We start from the raw sequence: 17,425 nt of genomic DNA on the forward strand, positions 1-17,425 counted from the left end.
ACACTCATCCATCGGCAACCCTCTCCACTCCACGACCCCTCCTTCCCAAGGCCCCCACCATCCCGCACCACCCGTCCACCCCAGCCAACCGATCCACCCATCCACCTCGCGCATAACCAGCACTGCCCGGGGACCAGGGGTCTCCGGGCAGTGCTGGTTATCCGTGTATTGGGTTCAGCTCTCGAGTGCTGCGTCCAGGGTGATGTCGACGCCGGCCAGGGCCTTGCTGATCGGGCAGTTGGCCTTGGCTGCCTGAGCTGCCTCCGCGAACCCGGCCTCGTCCAGACCCTCCACCTCAGCGCGGACAGTCAACTTGATCCCGGTCAGCTTGAAGCCACCATTCGCCTGATCCGGCCCGAGCGTGACGTCAGCCTTCACCTCATGCGACAGCGGCTTACCGCCCCGGCCGGCAATCTCCGCACTCAACGACATCGCGTAGCACGCGGTGTGAGCGGCCGCGATCAGCTCCTCCGGGCTGGTCGCGCCACCCGCGTCCTCAGCGGCGCGCTTCGGGAACGAAACGTCGTACGTCCCGACCTTCGAGCTGCTCAGCTCCACCTGCCCCGAGCCCTGCTCCAAAGTGCCGTTCCAAGCAGTACGCGCAGTACGAGTAGGCATTGCCATCTCCTTCAGAAGTTATCTTGTGTACAAGATATTTGTGCACAAGATATCCTTCCGTCAAGCCCACCAGGATGAGACCCCGACCACAGGAGGAAGCCATGACCGAGCCTCGGGTTCTCGACGACCTGCTCTGCTTCGACCTGTACTCGCTCTCCCGCACGGTCACCGCCCTCTACCGCCCCGTCCTGGAGCCACACGGCCTGACCTACCCCCAGTACCTGGTCCTCGTCACCCTGACCCGGCTAGGCCCCAGCCCCATCGGCGCCATAGCCCGAGCCACCCGACTGGATCACGGCACTCTCACCCCACTACTCCGCCGCCTGGCCGACCGCGGTCTCATCACCCTCGACCGCTCCGTGGCCGATGCCCGCTCGGTCACCGTCGCCCTGACTCCTGACGGCGAGGCCCTCAAGCCCGTCCTCCACGAGGCCCAATGCCACCTAGGCGAGTCCCTGGGCATGACCGAGCCCCAGGTCCGCCGCCTCCAATCCACCCTCCACCAACTGGCCGACCACCTGGACGATCCCGGAGCCGAGTAGGTCGCCGCCTTCTAAGGCCGTTCGCGGAGCCCGTCGAGGATCAGGGCGAGCATGCGAGGCGACCGGTCCTCCGGGCCCGGGGCAGTGCGCCACAACGCACCGGTGAGCTGGAGGAAGTCGCCGGCGTCGGCGTCGGCGCGGATGCTGCCGTCGTTCTTGCCGGCGTCGAGGAGTGCCGTGATCGCGGCGACCACCGGCCCGTAGGTCTGCTGCGTGATCGTCTGGTGCGCGGTAGGACTGAGTGCATCGCCGAGGCCGTGCTTCCTGCGCATCGCCTCGACAAGGTCAGTAGTCCAATGCCGAAGCGCCTCGAGTGGAGGCATCTCGGCCAGTAGTTCCGGCACGGAGCCGGTGATCCGCTCGACCTCGTCCTGGTAGACGGCGAGGACCAGCGCCTCGCGGGTCGGAAAGTTGCGGTACAGGGTGCCGGCCCCGACGGCCGCGCGCTGCGCGACCTGGTTCATCGACGTACTGCCGTCTTCGGCGAAGGCCTCGCGCGCGGCCGCGAGGATCCGCTCCCGGTTCTCCCGGGCGTCTGAACGAACCACAGAGACCTCACCTTGCTAAGTGGAGAGCTCTCCACTAATGTATCTGGAGAACTCTCCACATAGCTTAGAGGAGCATCATGAAGTACATCAAGCTCGGCGCGACAGGCCTGGACGTGTCGCCGATCGCGATCGGCGCGATGACCTACGGCGAGCCCGATCGGGGGCATCCGGTGTGGTCGAAAGGCGAGGACGAGGCGCGGCCGCTGATCCAGCACGCCGTCGAGGCGGGCATCAACTTCTTCGACACCGCGAACCTGTACTCGAACGGGTCCAGCGAAGAGATCCTCGGCCGCGCGCTCAAGGACTTCGCCGATCGCGACGACGTGGTCATCGCGACCAAGTTGCGGCACCCGATGCGCACCGGCCCCAACGGTCGCGGCCTGTCCCGCAAGGCGATCATGACCGAGGTCGAGCATTCTCTGCGGCGTCTCGGGACGGACTACATCGACCTGTACCAGATTCACCGCAACGATCACGCGACCCCGTGGGAGGAGACCCTCGAGGCGCTCAGCGATCTCGTCAAGGCCGGCAAGGTGCGGTACCTCGGTGCCTCGTCGATGCACGCCTGGGAATTCGCGAAGGCGCTGCATCTGCAGAAGCAGAACGGGTGGGCGCGATTCGTGTCGATGCAGGATCACTACAACCTGCTGGCGCGTGAGGAGGAGCGGGAGATGATCCCGCTGTGCCTGGACGAGGGGGTCGGCACGATCATCTGGTCGCCGTTGGCTCGCGGCCGCCTCGCCCGCGGCTGGGACGAGGCAACGTCAACGGCACGCTCCGAGACCGATGGGGCCTACGCGGACCTGCTGTACCCGGCCGAGCAGGAGGCGTCGAACCGCGCGATCATCGACGCGGTCGGTGAGGTCGCGTCTCGGTATGGCGTGAGCCGTGCACAGATCGCCCTCGCCTGGCTGCGCCGCCAGCCGGTCGTTACCGCACCGCTGGTCGGGGCCGGCTCGATCCGCCAGATCGACGAGGCCGTCGCATCACTGGACCTCGAGCTCACCGACGACGACGTACAAGCCCTTGAAGCGCCGTACACCCCGCGCTACGACTGGCAGGGCATCTCCGACGAGGCCGAGCTGGACGCCATTCGCCGCCGCATCCCAGGCATGGTCCCGGCATAACGCGGCAAAAACCTGCGTCGGTCGGACACCGCCTACTTTCCGGCTAGCTGGCTGACGACGGGGGCGAGTGTGTCGGCGGAGTTGGCGCCGATGACGAAGTAGGAGAAGCCGATCTCCTCGCGGCGTCGCTGGATTTCTTCGGCGGCTGCCGCGGGGTCGCTCGGAAGGATGACCAGCGAGTCGGCCGCGCGTAGAGCCCCGGTGTCGAGGTTGGGCGCCGCCATGAACGGGGCGACGACGTCACCGACGGCGGCGATGTGCTGGCCGAGTTCGATGTCTCGGTCGTCAGGAAAGTCGCGAACCCGGTTCGTGGTTTCGGTCCGATCATCGTCCGTTGCGAGTACGAACGTGACCGCGTCGGCGACCTCGACCGCCAGCGCCTGCGACTTCGGGCCGCTCACCGCCATGACAACCGGCGTGTGCAGATCGGGACCGTCGAACTTGCGCAGCGCGGCAACGGTCTCGCGCATCCTGGCGCGACGCTCAGCCGCGGAGACGGCAGGCAGCCCCAGCTCGACTTCGATCCCGGGCCGGCCGGCGCCGATGCCCATCTCGAAGCGACCTTCGGTGAGGACCGAGAGCGAGTGGGCCTCCCACGCCGTACTCCATGGTTCGCGCAGCGCGGCGGCGTAGACCCACGAACCGACCCGCAGGTCAGCGATCGCGGCCGCAGTCGCCAGTGTCGGCCCGATCGACGGTTGCCACGTAGGAACGTCAGGCATCAGCAACGTCGAGTAACCACTGTCGGCGATCCGCCGCACCCGATCCCGCCACGCCGCCACATCAGACGTGATCGGCGCAACGACACCGAATCGGAAAGGTCTGGCTCCTCGCCTGGCCTGGTCGTTCATCGTGGCTCTCCTTGAGTCTGGGACGTCGTTCGTCCAGTTGCTCTATCCACGAACCCACAACCCGGAATCCGACATCGAGCCGCAGGCAGATCGCCGGCGTGAGCGGGGCAGTCGTCCGTCCGGCACAGCTTCGGCGGCCGCCGTATGTGCCGGACGAACCGTGTGCGCGTGGCCGCAGGTTGCCCGTCAGCCTCTGCAGCCAAATGCGTCAACCGTCGGTGAACACCGATCAAATCGCCGGCAGTCGGACCGGTCGCTCAGTTGTATGTCGTCACCTCAAACGAGGCCCCGTCGTTCCCGGCGAACCTCGTCAATTTGAGGAGCGAGTAGTGCTTCTCGCTGGAATAGATGCATAGGTACGTTCCGAGCGGCTTGTCCTTCAGGTGCAGGAAGCTTGTTCCGTAGCCTGACGAGGTCTGGCAGTCAGGCTTCTTTGTGCCACTGACGAAGCCTTGTGCGTCGTGGCGGACGAACAGTCCCCCGCCTTGCCAACTGATGTCTGCGGACGCGCCCTGGGGCAGGGAAACCACCCGCCACGTTGCATCGCTCGAGGGGCTGTCGAGGTCGGCCGAGGAGTTGAGCGCCAGGTCGAGCTTCCCGGCGTGCATTACCTCCGGCGCCGCGCCGCTGGTGGTCGGGGTCGACGACTCGGTGTCGGCGGGAGAGGCAATCGCCGTGACAGTCGTGGTAGCAGTCGTGGTAGCTGTTGTGATCACAACCGAGGGCTCAGGTCTCACTGCCGCCGGGAGTTGTCCGTTAGCGCCGAGGAAGAGCGTGGCGGCCACGCCGATCACGGCAGGTACGACAGCCACCAGAAGCGGATGGCTCGCCAATGCACGGATTCGGCCGCGCTTCTTGTTTCCCCGGTCTGATCCGAGTCGTCTTGGCTCATGTGGTCCCCCCACAGATCGCCACGTGCGCCTGGCCGCTGAGCGACTGCGCCTGGCGGCGTTGAATTGATCGACCAAGAGTGACGCATAGTCACGTCATCGGTCCATAGCGGGCAACTCTCGGTTGATGATCGTCGGCCGATGGTCGTCATTCGACGAGGCGGCTTGATGCAGTACTGCGTTCACTGAGAGCAGCTAGTGCCACGCGTCGTTGGTTTGTTTGCGACTGGTTGTTTACAGCGTCGAGCGCAAGCCACCTCTTCGGCCCGAGCTATGGCTTCCGACGGCTCCGCGTCGGCTGGCTCGTCAGCTCGACAGTCGGCGTCTTCGGGACTGGCGGTTGGGTACCTCTGACGGACGATCTGGTCGTACTGTGAGTTTGGGGGTAGGGCGATGGTGGACACGGCCTTTGTGACAGCACCGGACGGAAGAACCATTGCGTACGCGGAGTGGGGTGTGCGTGATGGCCGGCCGTTGTTCGTGCTGCACGGCTGTCCGGGTAGTCGGTACCTGCGGCACATCGGCGGTGTCTACGAGCGGCATCAGGTCCGCGCGATCACCTATGACGTGCCCGGATACGGGCTGTCGACGCGTCGTCCCGGCCATCGGGTCGTAGACGCCGCGGATGACGTCGCGCTGATCGCGGACCAGCTCGGGATCGACGAGTTCGCCGTACTCGGAATCTCGGCGGGCGGCCCGCGGGCGCTCGGCGTGGCTGCCCGGCTGCCTGAGCGGGTCACGCGTTGTGTCACCGAACTCAGCCCCGCCGAGTACACCGCATCCGACCTCGATTTCTTCGCTGGTATGCCCGAGGCCGAGGTGGGCGAGTGGGAGCGGCCGGCAGCCCACGACGCGGCCTGGCTTGCCGAACATGACTTTCCCGAACTGCGTGCGTGGCTCGACAAGCCTGACCCGGTGCCTGAGCTGTCCGGAGAGCTGCACGACATGCTCGTGCAGACCTTTCGAGAGGGCATCGTGAACGGGCCGGCTGGCTACGTCGACGACCTCATCTCGCTGTCGGTGCCTTGGGGCTTCACACTCGACGAGGTAAAAGCTCCGACCAAGGTCATGGCCGGAACCGAAGACGAAGGCATTCCCCGCCAGCACACCGAATGGCTCGTCGCAGGCATCCCTGACGCCGAGGCGGTCTGGTCCCCAGGCGGCCACATCGCAGATCACTCGGCAGTCGAGGACCGTTTGATCGCTTGGCTCGCAGGCACCCGTTCTTGATCGGCCGCAAACCGCGATAGTTGGCGCCGTCTTGCTCTACCTGCTCTTGGCGGGCGACCGCTCGGCTCCAGCGTCCGTCCTGTTCTGTAAGTCGTCGCCCTGCGGTTACCCGACGGATCGCCAGGTTGTGAATCGTAACCATTCTGGTTACATTGGCTGTACGCGAGAGGAGTCGACACCGTGTCGAACGAACTGCACTACGAAGTGATGACCGTGCGCCGTGAAGGCGTGACACGGGATCTGCCTGAAGGTGATGTCGAGCTGCGGTGGGTGGCGAACAGCGCCACGCTGATCTGGGGTGAGCGGGACGCCGTTCTGGTGGACACGTACACCACCGTCGAGCAGAACGAGCGGCTGATCGAGTGGGTCCGCGGGCACGACAGGGAGCTCACCGCGGTGTACCTCACGCACGGCCACGGCGACCACGGGTTCGGCATCGGGGCGCTGCGTGCAGCGTTCCCGGAGGCTCGCATCCTGGCCACCGAGGGAACGATCGCACAACTGCGCATCCAGGCCTCGCCGGAGTACGTCGCAGGCTTCTGGGAGAAGCTGTTCCCCGGTCAGATCCCTGCGATCGAGTTCCCGGAAACCCTCGACGGCGACACCTTCGAGCTCGAGGGAAACGAGCTGCGGATCATCGAGACAGGTCAAACCGACACCGAGTCGACCACGTCGCTGTGGGTGCCCAGCCTCGGCTTGCTCGTCGCCGGCGATGTGGTCTACAACGCCACGTATCCGTACCTCGCCGAGACCACCCCGGCGACTCGGCAGAACTGGATTCACGCTCTGGAGCAACTGAAGGCACTGAATCCTGCCTTCGTCGTCAGCGGGCACAAGCAGCCGCAGAACGGCGACTCGCCCGCCGACATCGACGCGACCATCGACTACCTGCGCGATGTCGACGAGATCGCGGCGACCTCCGCGGACGCCCTCGACTTCTACCGGAAACTGCTCGCCGAGCAGCCGGGACGAACGAACGTCGGTTCCGCATGGGGTACGGCGAAACTCGTCATGGGAGCTCCGGTCGCCGGACAAAGCGCATGAGTGCGAACTCCCGACTGGCGCTCGCCGTTCATTCGCTGGAATGGATCGAGCTGCGCGCCAGACTGAACGACGGCGCGGCGACCTCGGACGGCATCGCCGGCAGCGTGAAGACGAATCCGGTACTGATCCGCCGATTGCTGGGCCGCCTCAGAGACGCCGGACTCGTCCATTCGCACCGTGGAGCCAACGCGGGCTGGGCACTGGCCCGGCCCGCTGACGAGATCACCTTGGCCGACGTACGTCGCGCGCTCGACGACGGGCCGTTGTTCGGCTTGCACACCTCGCCGCCGTCCGAGAACTGCCCGATCGGCCGCAGTATCCGGCCCACCCTCGGCGAGGTCTACCGCGAGGCGGAACGCGCAGCCGACGAACGCCTCGCCGCCGTCACGATCGCAGCATCACTGGATGCGACGCTGGCAGCATCCCATTACACGGTGGAGAACGGCTTTCAATGACAGCGGCGGCTTCGCGGAAACTGCGGGGCAGCACCGACAGCTTCAACACCGCGCAGTTCACCGCCGGTGCGATGGTCCCCGACCAGCCGCGCCAGTACTCCGAATCGTCAACCCTGCTGCTCAACCAGTGAATCTGGCGAACGGTCGAGGCGCCGAGACCTTTGCACACGTGCGGTTTGCACATGCGGCGGCACCGCCGGCATCCCTGAGGGTTGTTGCGGAGGCAGCGGTTGCCCTCGTATTCGTCGCACTGATGAGGCGCCACCGTGCGGTGCTCAATGAACTCTTTCCCGTCGCAGTAAAGGCGGCAGCGGCGGAGTTCGGCGTAGAACGAATCGAGGATCTCGACGCCGGTCGACAAGCCTCGAAGTACTTGACGATGAGCTGGCCGACGTTGGAGCGGGTCTTTGGGGTCCGCCCTTCGTCGATCGGGTTGAGGAAACGGGGCTGAGCTTCTCCGCGTCCTGTGCCGGCCGCAGGCCGGGTAGCACGGTTGCAGACAGGTAGAAGCGCTTCTTCCTCATGGGGTCCTGGCCGGCGCACACTCGCACCCGCAGCGCCCCGGCCGCGAGCACGGTGATGTTGCCACGCTGCCGCTCCCGCGGCTTCCTCGATGCGGTACGAGTTCATGGCATGGGACATGTCACGGAGCGGCCGGATCGGTCGCAGGTCACGGCCTGATATGGCCGTGACCTGCGGTGATGCGGGGTAGGGCGGACGGGACTCGAACCCGTGACCCAGGGATTATGAGTCCCCTGCTCTAACCAGCTGAGCTACCGCCCCGTGTGCGGGTGATCGTATCGGGTTGGTGGGGGTGGGGTGTGAAACCAGGGTGGGGTCAGGGGTTCTACGGAGTGCTGGTGACCACTCACCGGGCATGATGGAGGCAGTCCGAATGAGAGGAACTCCCATGGGCTGGTTCATTTTTCTGGTGATCGTGGTAGGCGCGATCGCGGCGTACAAGTATCGCGTGCCGCTGCTGGCGAAGATTCTCGGGCAGCCGCAGGATCGGATTCAGCGGGCGATCGATCGGAAGAAGGGCAAGTAGGCGAGCGCCGAAGGCCCGGAGACGTGTGGAGGCCCCGACCGCTGGGTGCGGTCAGGGCCTCGTTTGCTCACGCGGTGACGGTCAGCCGACGCGTACGGCGGCGACCGAGGCGGAGGCGGTGATCTCGCCGCCGCCGGCGGCGCTGCCGTCGTCGTTGTAGCCGAAGGCGAAGATCTCGACGGTGGTCGCCTTGGCCACTGTCACGACCTTCACGGTCGCGCCGGTCAGCTCGCGGTCCTTCGCGGGGGAGATCTCGGCGCCGAGGATCGTGCCGTAGTCGGTGCCGAACGCCGTGTTGGAGGCGCCGACCCGGAGCGCGAGCTGCGGCCGCGTGCCCGGAGCACCCGCGGTGGTGCGGGCGAAGAAAGCGGTCGAGTTCAGCAGCCAGGTGCCCGGCTGCAGGGTGAACTCGCCCACCTTGGTCTTGTTGGTCTTGAACGACCCGCCGATCTTCGCGATCGCCACCGGGTCGAAGTCCTTCGCGACACCGGACTTGCCGTACACGTCGGTGTCCTTCAGGAAGGCGTTCCGGTCGGCCGGCACGATCTTGCTCGCGGGCAGGCTGTTGTCCACAACCTGCGAAGCGGCGACCGAGCGCGGGCAGAGCGGGTACGAGAGGCTCTTGCAGTCCGGCTTCACGGCGCCGTTCGCGGCAACCGTGACACCGACCAGCACGCCGGCCCCGAGCACGGCCGCGACCAGCAGCCGTCCGCTCTTGGTGTTCAGGAACTTCTTGACGTTCACAGGGTTTCCTTCCCCTCCATCCCCGAGGCCCCCTCGGGATCTGCAGAGGAACGTACCGGCAAAGTGTTGGTCTAGGCCACTATCAAGCCCTTGATTCAGGTGGGGAACTTCCGGCACCACGCGGTCAGCGTGACTTTCGCGGTCGTACCCAGGTCGGTGTCCACCGGCCAGACGACCGCATGCTGTCCCTTGCCTGGCGCAACGGCCAGGTAGGTGCCGGACGCTTTGTCCTCGCCGGCTTCGACCGTGCTGGACCACGAGACGGCAGCGAGGGCAGTTTCGCCTTTGCGGAGGACCAGTTTCGTCGGACCTGGGTCGATGGCCATGTACGACGTGGCGTGGCTGATCGTCACGTTCATCGCCCGGCGGTCCGCGTCGAGCACCACGATGTCGGGGTAGCCGTCGACGGTGATCGGGGTGGAGCGGCAGTTGGTCAGCTTCACGACCGATGCGCGGTGGCCGAGGGCCGCGGCGACCGGTCCGACGGTGATCGAGGCCCCGGAGGCCAGGCACGTGGGCCGCGGCGGTGCGGGAGTCGGATCGGGGTGAACGGTGGTGAAGGGAGTGGGGCCGAGCGGCCGGGGCGTCAACTGTGTGAGGGACGGTCTGCTGTCTGTCGTCACAGCTGCGCTCTCGGTGCCGCAAGCGGTGAGGAGTAGCAGTCCGGCGAGAAGCCCCACCTGGGCGCGACGGTGCATTCGTCGAACCTACCTGCGCCTGGAGGGCACGAAAAAGCCGGGCTCCTTGAAGAGGAGACCGGCTGGGTTGTTGCTCCCGCGACTGGACTCGAACCAGTAACCTGCCGGTTAACAGCCGGCTGCTCTGCCAATTGAGCTACGCGGGATCGTGGTGCTGCATGACCCCGAAACCCTGAGGACCTGAGTAGGTTAGCAGGCGCGCAGCGAACTACAAAAACGGGATTCGGCTGCCTGCGGGGTCAGATTCCGAACTCGTCGCGGACCCGCCGGAGCGCGGCCTCGGCCGCGTCCACGACGCCCGGCTGATCGGGCTCCAATCCCTTGTCCAGAACGAGGTTCCAGGTGACCGGGGCGTCCGTGACGGCCGGATTCCGGCGACCGACGATGCGTACGCCGCGTTTGCCGGCCAGTGGCACGTGGCGCTGCACGATGATGCTCGCGTCGACGCGCTCCCGCAGGAGCTGGCCGAAGCGTCCCGGGTCTTCGACCTTGAGCTCGGTCGCGCGCAGCGGAGTGCCGAAGTCGGTGGTCTCGTAGATGTGCAGCACCGACGCCTCGGAGTCCCAGCTGGCGCGCTCGATCTGCTCCCAGCCGACCCGGTGGTCGGCGTCCGTCGAGTCCGACGGCAGGTAGACGGCTGTCCGCGTGCCGGCGGCCCAGCGACCGTTGGTCAGCTGGACGGCAGCCAGGATGTCTTCCTTGCTCCCGGTCGACCGGCGGGCGGCTGCCGAGACGGCGTCTGCCAGCTCACGCGGCCAGGAGGTGCGGAGAAGTCTCACATGTTCATCATCCCAGTCGGCTCCAAGTCGGTGGGTCGAGGGTCAGGCGACGTAGTCGCGGAGCTGGGGGAGCGCTCGGCGGCGCAGGTGGCGGAGGGCTTCGCGTTCCAGGGTGCGCACTCTTTCGGTGGTCAGGTCCAGGCGGGTAGCCGTTTCTTCAGGAGTACAAGGGATTCGGCCCTGGAGGCCGTAGCGGTGCAGCAGGACGGACTGATGCAGGTCGTCGAGGAACTGGAGATGGTGAGCGAGGTCACGGCGGAGGGCAGCACGCAGAACGATCGGGTCGTCGTCGATCACCGAGTCGGAGTCGTCGGCGTCGAGCGTCTCGGGTTGCATCCGCCACGCCTGGGCGCGCTCGACCCGGGCGACGGTGAGGCCGGTCGCGTGCGCCAGCTCGGGGTTGGTCGGCTCGCGCCCCAGCTGCTGTGTGAGGTCGTTGCGGCTCGCCCCGACCCGGGACGCGTCGGCGTACGCCTGGGCCGGCATCCGGACCAGCCGCGACCTGTCCGAGATCGCGCGTCCGATCGACTGGCGGATCCACCAGATCGCGTACGTCGAGAACCGGTGCCCGAGCCGATGATCGAACCGCTCGACAGCCCGCATCAGCCCGATGTTGCCCTCCTGGATCAGATCCAGCAGCGAGATACCCTTCCCGGCGTACCTCCGGGCCAATGACACGACCAGCCGCAAGTTGCCCTCGATCATCCGGTGCCAGGAGCGCCTCCCAAGCGTGACCACCCGCCGCAGGTCGCTCGCGTCCGCTCGCCCCGGATCGCCGCGCAACTGCTCCGCCGCCAACAGACCGGCCTCGATCCAGTACGAGTGCTCGCTCACCTCCTCCAAAGTCAGTAGCTCGTGCTGCCCGATATCCCGCAAGTACGCCACCAGCGCAGTCACGTCCGCCGGCTCACAGTCGAGATCTGCCATCCGATCCCCTCTCCCCGTCAATCTCCTTGCCAAAGAGAGTGCCGTGATCGGACGGCCCACAGACCCATGACTTCGAGTATGTGGATAACTACCCGAAGTCAGCTCCAGGCTGGGTACGACGGCGCGAGCTCGGCGTACCGGTCCGACCAGTCGGGGATCTCGGCGTCGTCGAGCCAGGCTTCGAGCCGGTCGAAGAAGGCATGCGTGCCGGGGATGAAGCCGCGGGCGTTCTGCTCGGACAGACCCGTGTGGGTGAAGGTGAGCAAGGTCCCGTCGCCGTCCGGCCGGAGCTCGTAGCGCACGACGCTGTCGTCGACGATGCGCTGGTGCCACTCGTGCTCGAGCACGTACGGCGGCTCCCAGACCAGGATCCGGCCGGTCAGCCGCTTGGCGTCCGGCGCAGCCGGGGGATCGGTCGGGATCATCTCGATGTTGCCGCCGGCACGCCCGTCGATCACGGTCTCGCCGAACCACGCCTTGCGTTCGAGCGGATCGGTCAACGCGGCCCAGACGCGCTCGATCGGGTAGGGGAGGTGGCGGCGGAAGGTCATCGTCGTGCGGTCGCCGTCGATGGTGAGCTCGCCCATGCGGTCAGGTGCGGTCATGCGGGGGCTCCTCGGGATTGTCGGCCAGATGCTGCTCGAGGGCGTCGAGGTGCCGCGGCCAGTACTTGCGGTACCGGCTGATCCAGTTCTCGATCTCGATCAGCCGGTCGGCCCGCAGTGCATAGATGCGCTTCTGACCCTCGGGACGTACGTCGACCAGCCCGACCTCGCGCAGGATCCGCAGATGCCGCGACACGGCCGGCTGGGTCAGCCGGTGCAGATGCTCGACGAGCTCACCGGCCGGTCGCTCGCGCTCCGCGAGCAGATCGAGTACTTCCCGCCGGCTCGGCTCCGCGATCGCCTCGAACACGTCCATGACGAGAAGTATTACCAGAAGCGTATATAGACTTCAAGTAATACATCTCAGGCGTACGCGCGGAGCCCGCTGAGCAGACCCTGATGGAACGGATTGGCATCGACAGCGTCGAACCAGGCCGATCCGGTGACCAGCGGCTCCGGCGCTGGGATCGTGACGGCGGGCGGGGTGGCACCGGCCGGACCGCGGCGACGGAACTGATCGTCGAGCTCGGGTGCGGGCATGTCGGGCAGCAGTACGAACGTCTCGGCCGGGAGCGAGGCGGTCGCATCGGGGGAGAACGCGTCCGGGGCGGTGGCGGCGAGCGCGGCGAAGGTGGCTGCGGCACGCGCGGCGGCGCCGGCGGGGTCCTGGCGGACCTTCTCGAGATCAGCGAGGACCGTGTCGAAGGTGACCGACGAATCTCCGTAGTCGATGAAGCGGGACAGTTTCCCGGTCCTGATGCGAGTGGCAGCAGGCGCCAGCCGGTTCATCAGCGACGGCACGCCGTAGCGGGCGCGTCCACCGACGACGGCAAGGCGGATGTCTGCCTCGCGAGCGACGATCAGCGAGCGGTAGAAGTCCGGATTGGTACGGCGGACGACGATCAGATCGGCGAGCGCGCCGCGTTCCAGTCGCCCCAGCGGCAGCGGCCACACGCCGGACAGCGCGTCGCCCGGATTCGACGTCAGCATCCGGACCAGTTCCTCGTCCGTGAAGACCGACTGGGTCTTGTTCCACAGATCCGCGACCTTCAACTCCCACAACACATTCCGCGTCCCCGACGGACCCCAGTCCGATCCGAGGCACAAACGCACCCCGGCGGCATGCGCTGCCCGCACATCCGCGGTCGCCCCGTACAACCACAGGTTCGAGAACGGCGACCACACCAGCGTCGAATTCCCCGCGCGCATGGCAGCGAAATCGTCCGCGTTCAACGCGCCGCCGTGAATCGCCACCAACTGCGGTTTCACGACATCAACAGCTTCGAGCAGTTGAAACTCGGACCGTAGTTTCGGATCCGACCCCTCCGCCGAATGCGCGATGAATCCCCGCCCGGCCGCCACCGCCGCGGCGTACGGCGCGAGCGCTTCCTTGCTGTCGGCAACAAGTGTGCTGACCCGGATGAAGTCGTCGTGGGTGCCGAGTTTCTCCGAGTCGACGTTCCGGATCAGGTCGTTGTCCGGCGGTACGGCGCCGCGCGGGTTCCCCTGGATCGACGTCGTACCGCCGATGATCGCGCGCGTCTCGACGTACCTGAGCAGGGCTCGCCCCGCGGCCGCGCCGAGCAGCCGGGCCGGCTGACTGATCTGCGCGCTGTACGTCGGCGCGTTGCCCCACTGGTTGTGCGAGGTCCACGGCTTCTTCCGCGCGGGCTCGGTCCACAACGGCAGGCTGTTGTACATCAAGTGATTGTGTAGATCGATCAGCCCTGGATAGATCAGCCCACCGGCAGCGAGCTGCACTGCGTTCTCGAATCCGGCCGGTACCGCGTCGATCGGCGTGACCGCCGCGATCAGCCCGTCATCGCCGACGTACACCGCGCCGCCGGGAAGAACCTGTCCGTCCGGTCGCATTGTCACCACGGTTCCACGCAGTACAAACATGGCTTGCCCTCCCGTAGAATTCCCCGTGCCGCCCCTGATCTCGAGCGTAAGGTCACGGATCGTCGAGGGGGAGGTATGGCGATGGCCGATTTCGATGCGGGCCCGCCGGCCACGGTGGCGCGGCACTTCGCAAAAGTCCCGAGTTATGCGGACTTCCAGGAATTGTTCTGGTACGACTGGGGCCCGGTCTTCTACCGCGGCCGGCTCAACCGCACGGCCCGGCTGCTCGCGATCGCGTCCGATCCCGGGCCGACCGAGCGTGTCGCCGGACGCACGCTGGTGGGGGATGCCGGCCAACGCGTCCAAGGTTTCCTGACCAAGCTCGGGCTGACCCGCAGCTACACGCTCGTCAACGCCTACGCGTATGCGTTGAGACCGTCGCGCGCGCAGAAGGCCGCGCCGTTGTTGGCCCGGCCCGATCAGCTGAGCTGGCGCAACACCCTGCTCGACCTGATCACCGGCCCGCAGTTGCAGGCGATCGTCGCGTTCGGCGTCCAGGCCCGCGCGGCGCTGCAGATGTGGGACGGCAGGCCGGATGTCCCGGTCTTCGAGGTGCCGCATCCGTCGAGCCGCAACCCGTCCGCGCTCGTCGACAGTTGGCGTCAGGCGGTCACGGAGCTGCGCGCGATCGTGACTCCGGATCCGGACGGCGACAACGCGGTACCGAACTACGGGCCGAAGTTCCTGGAGTCGGATTACGCGTCGATCCCGGCGCGGGACCTGCCGTTCGGAGTACCGCCGTGGCTCGGTGACGACGCCTGGGGACGTCAGGACAAACCGCGTCACAACAACAGCGTCGAACGTCCGTCGACCGACCTTCTCAACACTCTCGTCTGGCGCGCGCCCAAGCTCGGCTGAAAGTTGTCCCCCGGGGCCGCTACCTTGGTCGGATGCGAGTGGCGACCTGGAATGTGAACTCGGTCAAGCAGCGGATGCCGCGGTTGCTCGACTGGCTCGACGAGCGGCAGCCGGACGTCGTGTGCCTGCAGGAGACCAAGCTCGCCGACGACGCCTTCAACGCCCTGCTCGGCGCCGAGCTGATCGACCGCGGCTACGAGATCGGGCTGTACGGCGAACCGCAGTGGAACGGTGTCGCCCTCCTGTCCAAGGTCGGGCTCGAGGACGTCGTCACCGGTGTCGCCGGAGCGCCCGGCTTCCCGAATCCTGAGGCCCGCGCGGTCGCGGCGACCTGTGGCGGCATCCGGATCCACTCGCTCTACGTGCCGAACGGGCGCGTCCCGGACTCCGATCACTACCACTACAAGCTGGCCTGGCTCGCGGCCCTGACCGAGGTCATCGCGACCGGTCCTGCGGACCAGATCGTCTGTGGCGACATGAACATCGCCCCGACCGACGCCGATGTGTTCGACCCCGCGGCGTACGTCGGCCAGACGCACGTGACGCCACCCGAGCGGCAGGCGCTCGCGGAGCTGATGGCCGCGAAGGACCTGCACGATGTGGTCCGCGACCGCTGGCCGAGCGACCGCATCTTCAGCTACTGGGACTATCGCGCCGGCATGTTCCACCAGGACCTCGGCATGCGGATCGACCTGATGCTCGCGACCGATCCGGTGGCTGAGCGCGTCAAGGCCGCGTGGATCGACCGCAAGGCCCGCAAGGGCACCGGGCCGAGCGACCACGCCCCGGTGATCATCGATCTCGACACCGCACCGGACGGCGATATCGGCCCGGTCGTGCCACCGCCGTCCGCGCCGCGGACCGGTCGGAAGAAGACCACCAAGCTCCCGCAGAGCCGCTGATGCGCCGCCTCGCTGCAGTCGCGATCCTCGTACTCGCGACCCTCACCGCCTGCAGTGACGACAAGCCGCCGGCGCCGGGCCCGGTCGCGTGGACGAAGGTCGACACCCCGGCGGAGCCTGTCACGCTGACCGCACACGGCGACCAGCTCCTCATCGGTCTGCGCCATCGCGGCGCCAAGGTCGTCCCGGAGCTGCTGCTCCAGGACAGCAGCGGCAAACGCACGCCGATCACCGTCAAACCCAACCCGGCCAGCCCGTACGCGTTCGAAGCCATCTGGTACTCGATCGCGTACGACGGCAAGCAGCTCCTCGCCCTCGGCGGCGCGGCCGGCGGCGCCCACTCCAACACCCGCTGGACGGTGTGGTCGGGCACGCCCCAGACCGGACTGATCGAGCAGCCACAGGACTTCTTCACGTTCGGCGGCCAGACCGCGGGCGACCTCTACAGCGCAGTCATCACGCCGAGCGGTCGCGCGCTGCTCGGTTCCTGGGGCGGCGTGGTGACCGGCAACGACGCCATGGTCTGGCTGCCCAAGGGGAACAGGTGGACCCGGCAGGATCCGACCAAGACGGCCCTGCAGAGTACGCCGAATCTCCTGGTCGGCCCCGGTTTCGGTACGACGCTCGGCGAGAGCATCGTCATCGTCGGCTCGCAGGTGCGACTCGCGCCCAACGTCGTCGCTCAGGAGGCTGCCGTCTGGCGATCGACCAAGCTCAACCAGGGCTGGTCCAGGATCGTCCTGCCCGAGCCGGGCAACCGCAGCCAGGCCAACACGGCAACGTGTGACAAGGACTGCGTGATCTCCGGGTACGTCGACGGCCGGCTCGCGATGTGGCAGCTCGACGCATCGGGTACGGCGAAGCGCCTTCAAGGCGTCCCTTCGATCCCGGTCGGCGACAAGGACAAGCTGCCGCCGCCGGTCGTCGACGGCGGCAAGATCGTCCAGATCGTTGCCCAGGACAACAAGGTCGAGGTGCTCACGGACCAGGACGGTCACTGGACAGTCCAGGACTCACAAGGTCCGGCGGGTCAGGTGACCGCCGCCGCGTTGATGCCGGATCACAAGCTCTACCTGATCGCCGGCACCTCGCTCTGGCAGACCACGCTCAGCTGAGCAGGCCCTTCACGTACGCCGCCTGGCCCGCGTGCTGCGCGCAGTCGTCGATGACGCTGACGAGTCGCACGCCGAGCGAGACCGGCGGGTTCCACCGCTTGTCGACGATCCGGTCCAGACCGTCGTCGGTCACGGTCTCTAGGAACTGCGCGGTGCGCGCGTGCACGGCGTCGTAGTACCCGAGCAGTTGGTCGGCAGACAGTTGGACCAGCGCCACCTGGTCGGAGGTGTGCGCGTATCCGGTGTCGGCCGCGTCGAGCGGCAGGCCGAGCCGCTGGTGCCAGCCGTCGGCCGTGTACACCTGGTCGTACCCACCCGCGTCCGCGAGGTGGTCGTCCTGGACCCGGGTCAGGTGCCAGACGAGCCAAGCGATCGAGTTGGCCGAATCACCCGGTCGCGCCGCGAGAGTCTTGTCGTCGAGCCCCGTCACGACATCGTGCAGGACCTCCTGGACCCGGCTGTGTGCATCCAGCAGCAGCTCACTTGTCTTCATACCGGCCACCGTAGTCTTCGACAGGGACAGTTCTGAGAGAGGGAGCAAC

At 67.0% G+C, this 17,425-nt stretch carries 22 protein-coding genes and 2 tRNA genes; 10 read left to right on the forward strand and 14 right to left on the reverse strand.

What is annotated here, in order from left to right; all coding sequences use genetic code 11:
• Positions 1–174: 174 nt before the first annotated feature.
• A complete protein-coding gene (locus OHA10_RS24240; protein ID WP_371401058.1) occupies positions 175–618 on the reverse strand; it encodes an OsmC family peroxiredoxin in 444 nt (147 codons plus the stop codon).
• 101 nt (positions 619–719) lie between these two features.
• Here OHA10_RS24240 and OHA10_RS24245 point away from each other — a divergent pair, with 101 nt between their 5' ends.
• On the forward strand, positions 720–1,160 hold the full coding sequence (locus OHA10_RS24245) for a MarR family winged helix-turn-helix transcriptional regulator (protein WP_371401059.1): 441 nt from the start codon (positions 720–722) through the stop codon (positions 1,158–1,160).
• A gap of 11 nt (positions 1,161–1,171) precedes the next feature.
• Here the strand turns inward: OHA10_RS24245 and OHA10_RS24250 are convergent, their stop codons facing one another.
• Complete coding sequence (locus OHA10_RS24250; protein ID WP_371401060.1) at positions 1,172–1,708, reverse strand: TetR/AcrR family transcriptional regulator; 537 nt, start codon at positions 1,706–1,708, stop codon at positions 1,172–1,174.
• A 77-nt stretch (positions 1,709–1,785) separates the two neighbouring features.
• Between OHA10_RS24250 and OHA10_RS24255 the strand changes: the two genes are divergently transcribed.
• Positions 1,786–2,835 carry an aldo/keto reductase gene (locus OHA10_RS24255; RefSeq protein ID WP_371401061.1) on the forward strand — a complete coding sequence of 350 codons (1,050 nt, stop codon included), beginning with the start codon at positions 1,786–1,788 and terminating at the stop codon, positions 2,833–2,835.
• Between the two features lie 32 nt (positions 2,836–2,867).
• On the opposite strand, the gene OHA10_RS24260 is transcribed toward OHA10_RS24255, so the two are convergent.
• Together OHA10_RS24260 and OHA10_RS24265 are read right to left on the reverse strand one after the other, a co-directional pair.
• The gene (locus OHA10_RS24260) at positions 2,868–3,686 is read right to left on the reverse strand and encodes an LLM class flavin-dependent oxidoreductase (protein WP_371401062.1); all 819 of its coding nucleotides are present in this window, start codon (positions 3,684–3,686) and stop codon (positions 2,868–2,870) included.
• A 257-nt stretch (positions 3,687–3,943) separates the two neighbouring features.
• The gene (locus tag OHA10_RS24265) at positions 3,944–4,471 is read right to left on the reverse strand and encodes a hypothetical protein (RefSeq protein WP_371401063.1); all 528 of its coding nucleotides are present in this window, start codon (positions 4,469–4,471) and stop codon (positions 3,944–3,946) included.
• Between the two features lie 561 nt (positions 4,472–5,032).
• Here OHA10_RS24265 and OHA10_RS24270 point away from each other — a divergent pair.
• The 4 genes from OHA10_RS24270 (at position 5,033) to OHA10_RS24285 (ending at position 7,436) form a co-directional block, all read left to right on the forward strand.
• The gene (locus OHA10_RS24270) at positions 5,033–5,806 is read left to right on the forward strand and encodes an alpha/beta fold hydrolase (protein WP_371401064.1); all 774 of its coding nucleotides are present in this window, start codon (positions 5,033–5,035) and stop codon (positions 5,804–5,806) included.
• A 180-nt stretch (positions 5,807–5,986) separates the two neighbouring features.
• Entirely contained in the window at positions 5,987–6,850 is an 864-nt protein-coding gene (locus tag OHA10_RS24275; protein WP_371401065.1) for an MBL fold metallo-hydrolase, read from the forward strand.
• Positions 6,847–7,305: an Rrf2 family transcriptional regulator gene (locus tag OHA10_RS24280; protein WP_371401066.1), complete on the forward strand. Its 459-nt coding sequence runs from the start codon at positions 6,847–6,849 to the stop codon at positions 7,303–7,305. Before OHA10_RS24275 ends, OHA10_RS24280 begins: the two co-directional genes overlap by 4 nt.
• Positions 7,302–7,436 carry a hypothetical protein gene (locus tag OHA10_RS24285; RefSeq protein WP_371401067.1) on the forward strand — a complete coding sequence of 45 codons (135 nt, stop codon included), beginning with the start codon at positions 7,302–7,304 and terminating at the stop codon, positions 7,434–7,436. The genes OHA10_RS24280 and OHA10_RS24285 overlap by 4 nt, the downstream gene beginning before the upstream one ends.
• A 578-nt stretch (positions 7,437–8,014) precedes the next feature.
• On the opposite strand, the gene OHA10_RS24290 is transcribed toward OHA10_RS24285, so the two are convergent.
• Positions 8,015–8,088, reverse strand: a tRNA-Ile gene (locus OHA10_RS24290).
• A gap of 127 nt (positions 8,089–8,215) precedes the next feature.
• Between OHA10_RS24290 and OHA10_RS24295 the strand changes: the two genes are divergently transcribed.
• Positions 8,216–8,353, forward strand: a complete 138-nt coding sequence (locus tag OHA10_RS24295; protein WP_198681893.1) for a hypothetical protein — start codon at positions 8,216–8,218, stop codon at positions 8,351–8,353.
• An 81-nt stretch (positions 8,354–8,434) separates the two neighbouring features.
• On the opposite strand, the gene OHA10_RS24300 is transcribed toward OHA10_RS24295, so the two are convergent.
• The 8 genes from OHA10_RS24300 to OHA10_RS24335 all read right to left on the reverse strand — a co-directional run bounded on the left by OHA10_RS24300 (position 8,435) and on the right by OHA10_RS24335 (position 13,978).
• On the reverse strand, positions 8,435–9,097 hold the full coding sequence (locus OHA10_RS24300; protein ID WP_371401068.1) for a hypothetical protein: 663 nt from the start codon (positions 9,095–9,097) through the stop codon (positions 8,435–8,437).
• A 95-nt stretch (positions 9,098–9,192) separates the two neighbouring features.
• A complete protein-coding gene (locus OHA10_RS24305) occupies positions 9,193–9,687 on the reverse strand; it encodes a DUF4232 domain-containing protein (RefSeq protein WP_371401069.1) in 495 nt (164 codons plus the stop codon).
• A gap of 181 nt (positions 9,688–9,868) precedes the next feature.
• Positions 9,869–9,941, reverse strand: a tRNA-Asn gene (locus OHA10_RS24310).
• A gap of 93 nt (positions 9,942–10,034) precedes the next feature.
• Positions 10,035–10,574, reverse strand: coding sequence for a hypothetical protein (locus OHA10_RS24315; RefSeq protein WP_371401070.1), 540 nt, complete (start codon positions 10,572–10,574; stop codon positions 10,035–10,037).
• Between the two features lie 42 nt (positions 10,575–10,616).
• Positions 10,617–11,501, reverse strand: a complete 885-nt coding sequence (locus tag OHA10_RS24320; RefSeq protein WP_371401071.1) for an RNA polymerase sigma factor RpoD/SigA — start codon at positions 11,499–11,501, stop codon at positions 10,617–10,619.
• Positions 11,502–11,599: 98 nt separating this feature from the next.
• Positions 11,600–12,106 carry an SRPBCC family protein gene (locus tag OHA10_RS24325; protein WP_371401072.1) on the reverse strand — a complete coding sequence of 169 codons (507 nt, stop codon included), beginning with the start codon at positions 12,104–12,106 and terminating at the stop codon, positions 11,600–11,602.
• Positions 12,093–12,422 (reverse strand): metalloregulator ArsR/SmtB family transcription factor, encoded by a 330-nt coding sequence (locus OHA10_RS24330; RefSeq protein ID WP_350850863.1) that lies wholly within the window; start codon positions 12,420–12,422, stop codon positions 12,093–12,095. Before OHA10_RS24330 ends, OHA10_RS24325 begins: the two co-directional genes overlap by 14 nt.
• Before the next feature lie 47 nt (positions 12,423–12,469).
• Positions 12,470–13,978: an amidohydrolase family protein gene (locus OHA10_RS24335; RefSeq protein ID WP_371407986.1), complete on the reverse strand. Its 1,509-nt coding sequence runs from the start codon at positions 13,976–13,978 to the stop codon at positions 12,470–12,472.
• A 111-nt stretch (positions 13,979–14,089) separates the two neighbouring features.
• Between OHA10_RS24335 and OHA10_RS24340 the strand changes: the two genes are divergently transcribed.
• From OHA10_RS24340 to OHA10_RS24350, 3 genes are read left to right on the forward strand one after another with little or no spacing between them, the layout of a single operon-like run.
• Entirely contained in the window at positions 14,090–14,866 is a 777-nt protein-coding gene (locus OHA10_RS24340) for a uracil-DNA glycosylase family protein (RefSeq protein ID WP_371401073.1), read from the forward strand.
• 32 nt (positions 14,867–14,898) lie between these two features.
• The gene (locus OHA10_RS24345; protein ID WP_371401074.1) at positions 14,899–15,768 is read left to right on the forward strand and encodes an exodeoxyribonuclease III; all 870 of its coding nucleotides are present in this window, start codon (positions 14,899–14,901) and stop codon (positions 15,766–15,768) included.
• Positions 15,768–16,883: a hypothetical protein gene (locus tag OHA10_RS24350; RefSeq protein WP_371401075.1), complete on the forward strand. Its 1,116-nt coding sequence runs from the start codon at positions 15,768–15,770 to the stop codon at positions 16,881–16,883. Before OHA10_RS24345 ends, OHA10_RS24350 begins: the two co-directional genes overlap by 1 nt.
• Here OHA10_RS24350 and OHA10_RS24355 read toward each other — a convergent pair.
• Positions 16,876–17,376 (reverse strand): DUF664 domain-containing protein, encoded by a 501-nt coding sequence (locus OHA10_RS24355; RefSeq protein ID WP_371401076.1) that lies wholly within the window; start codon positions 17,374–17,376, stop codon positions 16,876–16,878. The two genes, OHA10_RS24350 and OHA10_RS24355, sit on opposite strands and share 8 nt — an antisense overlap.
• Between the last annotated feature and the right edge of the window lie 49 nt (positions 17,377–17,425).

It is taken from the genome of Kribbella sp. NBC_00662 (assembly GCF_041430295.1).
Lineage (GTDB): Bacteria > Actinomycetota > Actinomycetes > Propionibacteriales > Kribbellaceae > Kribbella.

Excerpts from the sequence above, each read along its gene's own strand:
- OHA10_RS24240 (WP_371401058.1), bottom strand. The coding sequence starts at position 618 with ATGCCTACTCGTACTGCGCGTACTGCTTGGAACGGCACTTTGGAGCAG.
- OHA10_RS24340 (WP_371401073.1), top strand. The coding sequence starts at position 14,090 with ATGGCCGATTTCGATGCGGGCCCGCCGGCCACGGTGGCGCGGCACTTC.
- OHA10_RS24285 (WP_371401067.1), top strand. The coding sequence starts at position 7,302 with ATGACAGCGGCGGCTTCGCGGAAACTGCGGGGCAGCACCGACAGCTTC.
- OHA10_RS24280 (WP_371401066.1), top strand. The coding sequence starts at position 6,847 with ATGAGTGCGAACTCCCGACTGGCGCTCGCCGTTCATTCGCTGGAATGG.
- OHA10_RS24325 (WP_371401072.1), bottom strand. The coding sequence starts at position 12,106 with ATGACCGCACCTGACCGCATGGGCGAGCTCACCATCGACGGCGACCGC.
- OHA10_RS24245 (WP_371401059.1), top strand. The coding sequence starts at position 720 with ATGACCGAGCCTCGGGTTCTCGACGACCTGCTCTGCTTCGACCTGTAC.
- OHA10_RS24295 (WP_198681893.1), top strand. The coding sequence starts at position 8,216 with ATGGGCTGGTTCATTTTTCTGGTGATCGTGGTAGGCGCGATCGCGGCG.
- OHA10_RS24355 (WP_371401076.1), bottom strand. The coding sequence starts at position 17,376 with ATGAAGACAAGTGAGCTGCTGCTGGATGCACACAGCCGGGTCCAGGAG.
- OHA10_RS24330 (WP_350850863.1), bottom strand. The coding sequence starts at position 12,422 with ATGGACGTGTTCGAGGCGATCGCGGAGCCGAGCCGGCGGGAAGTACTC.
- OHA10_RS24320 (WP_371401071.1), bottom strand. The coding sequence starts at position 11,501 with ATGGCAGATCTCGACTGTGAGCCGGCGGACGTGACTGCGCTGGTGGCG.
- OHA10_RS24255 (WP_371401061.1), top strand. The coding sequence starts at position 1,786 with ATGAAGTACATCAAGCTCGGCGCGACAGGCCTGGACGTGTCGCCGATC.
- OHA10_RS24335 (WP_371407986.1), bottom strand. The coding sequence starts at position 13,978 with ATGCGACCGGACGGACAGGTTCTTCCCGGCGGCGCGGTGTACGTCGGC.
- OHA10_RS24345 (WP_371401074.1), top strand. The coding sequence starts at position 14,899 with ATGCGAGTGGCGACCTGGAATGTGAACTCGGTCAAGCAGCGGATGCCG.
- OHA10_RS24260 (WP_371401062.1), bottom strand. The coding sequence starts at position 3,686 with ATGAACGACCAGGCCAGGCGAGGAGCCAGACCTTTCCGATTCGGTGTC.
- OHA10_RS24350 (WP_371401075.1), top strand. The coding sequence starts at position 15,768 with ATGCGCCGCCTCGCTGCAGTCGCGATCCTCGTACTCGCGACCCTCACC.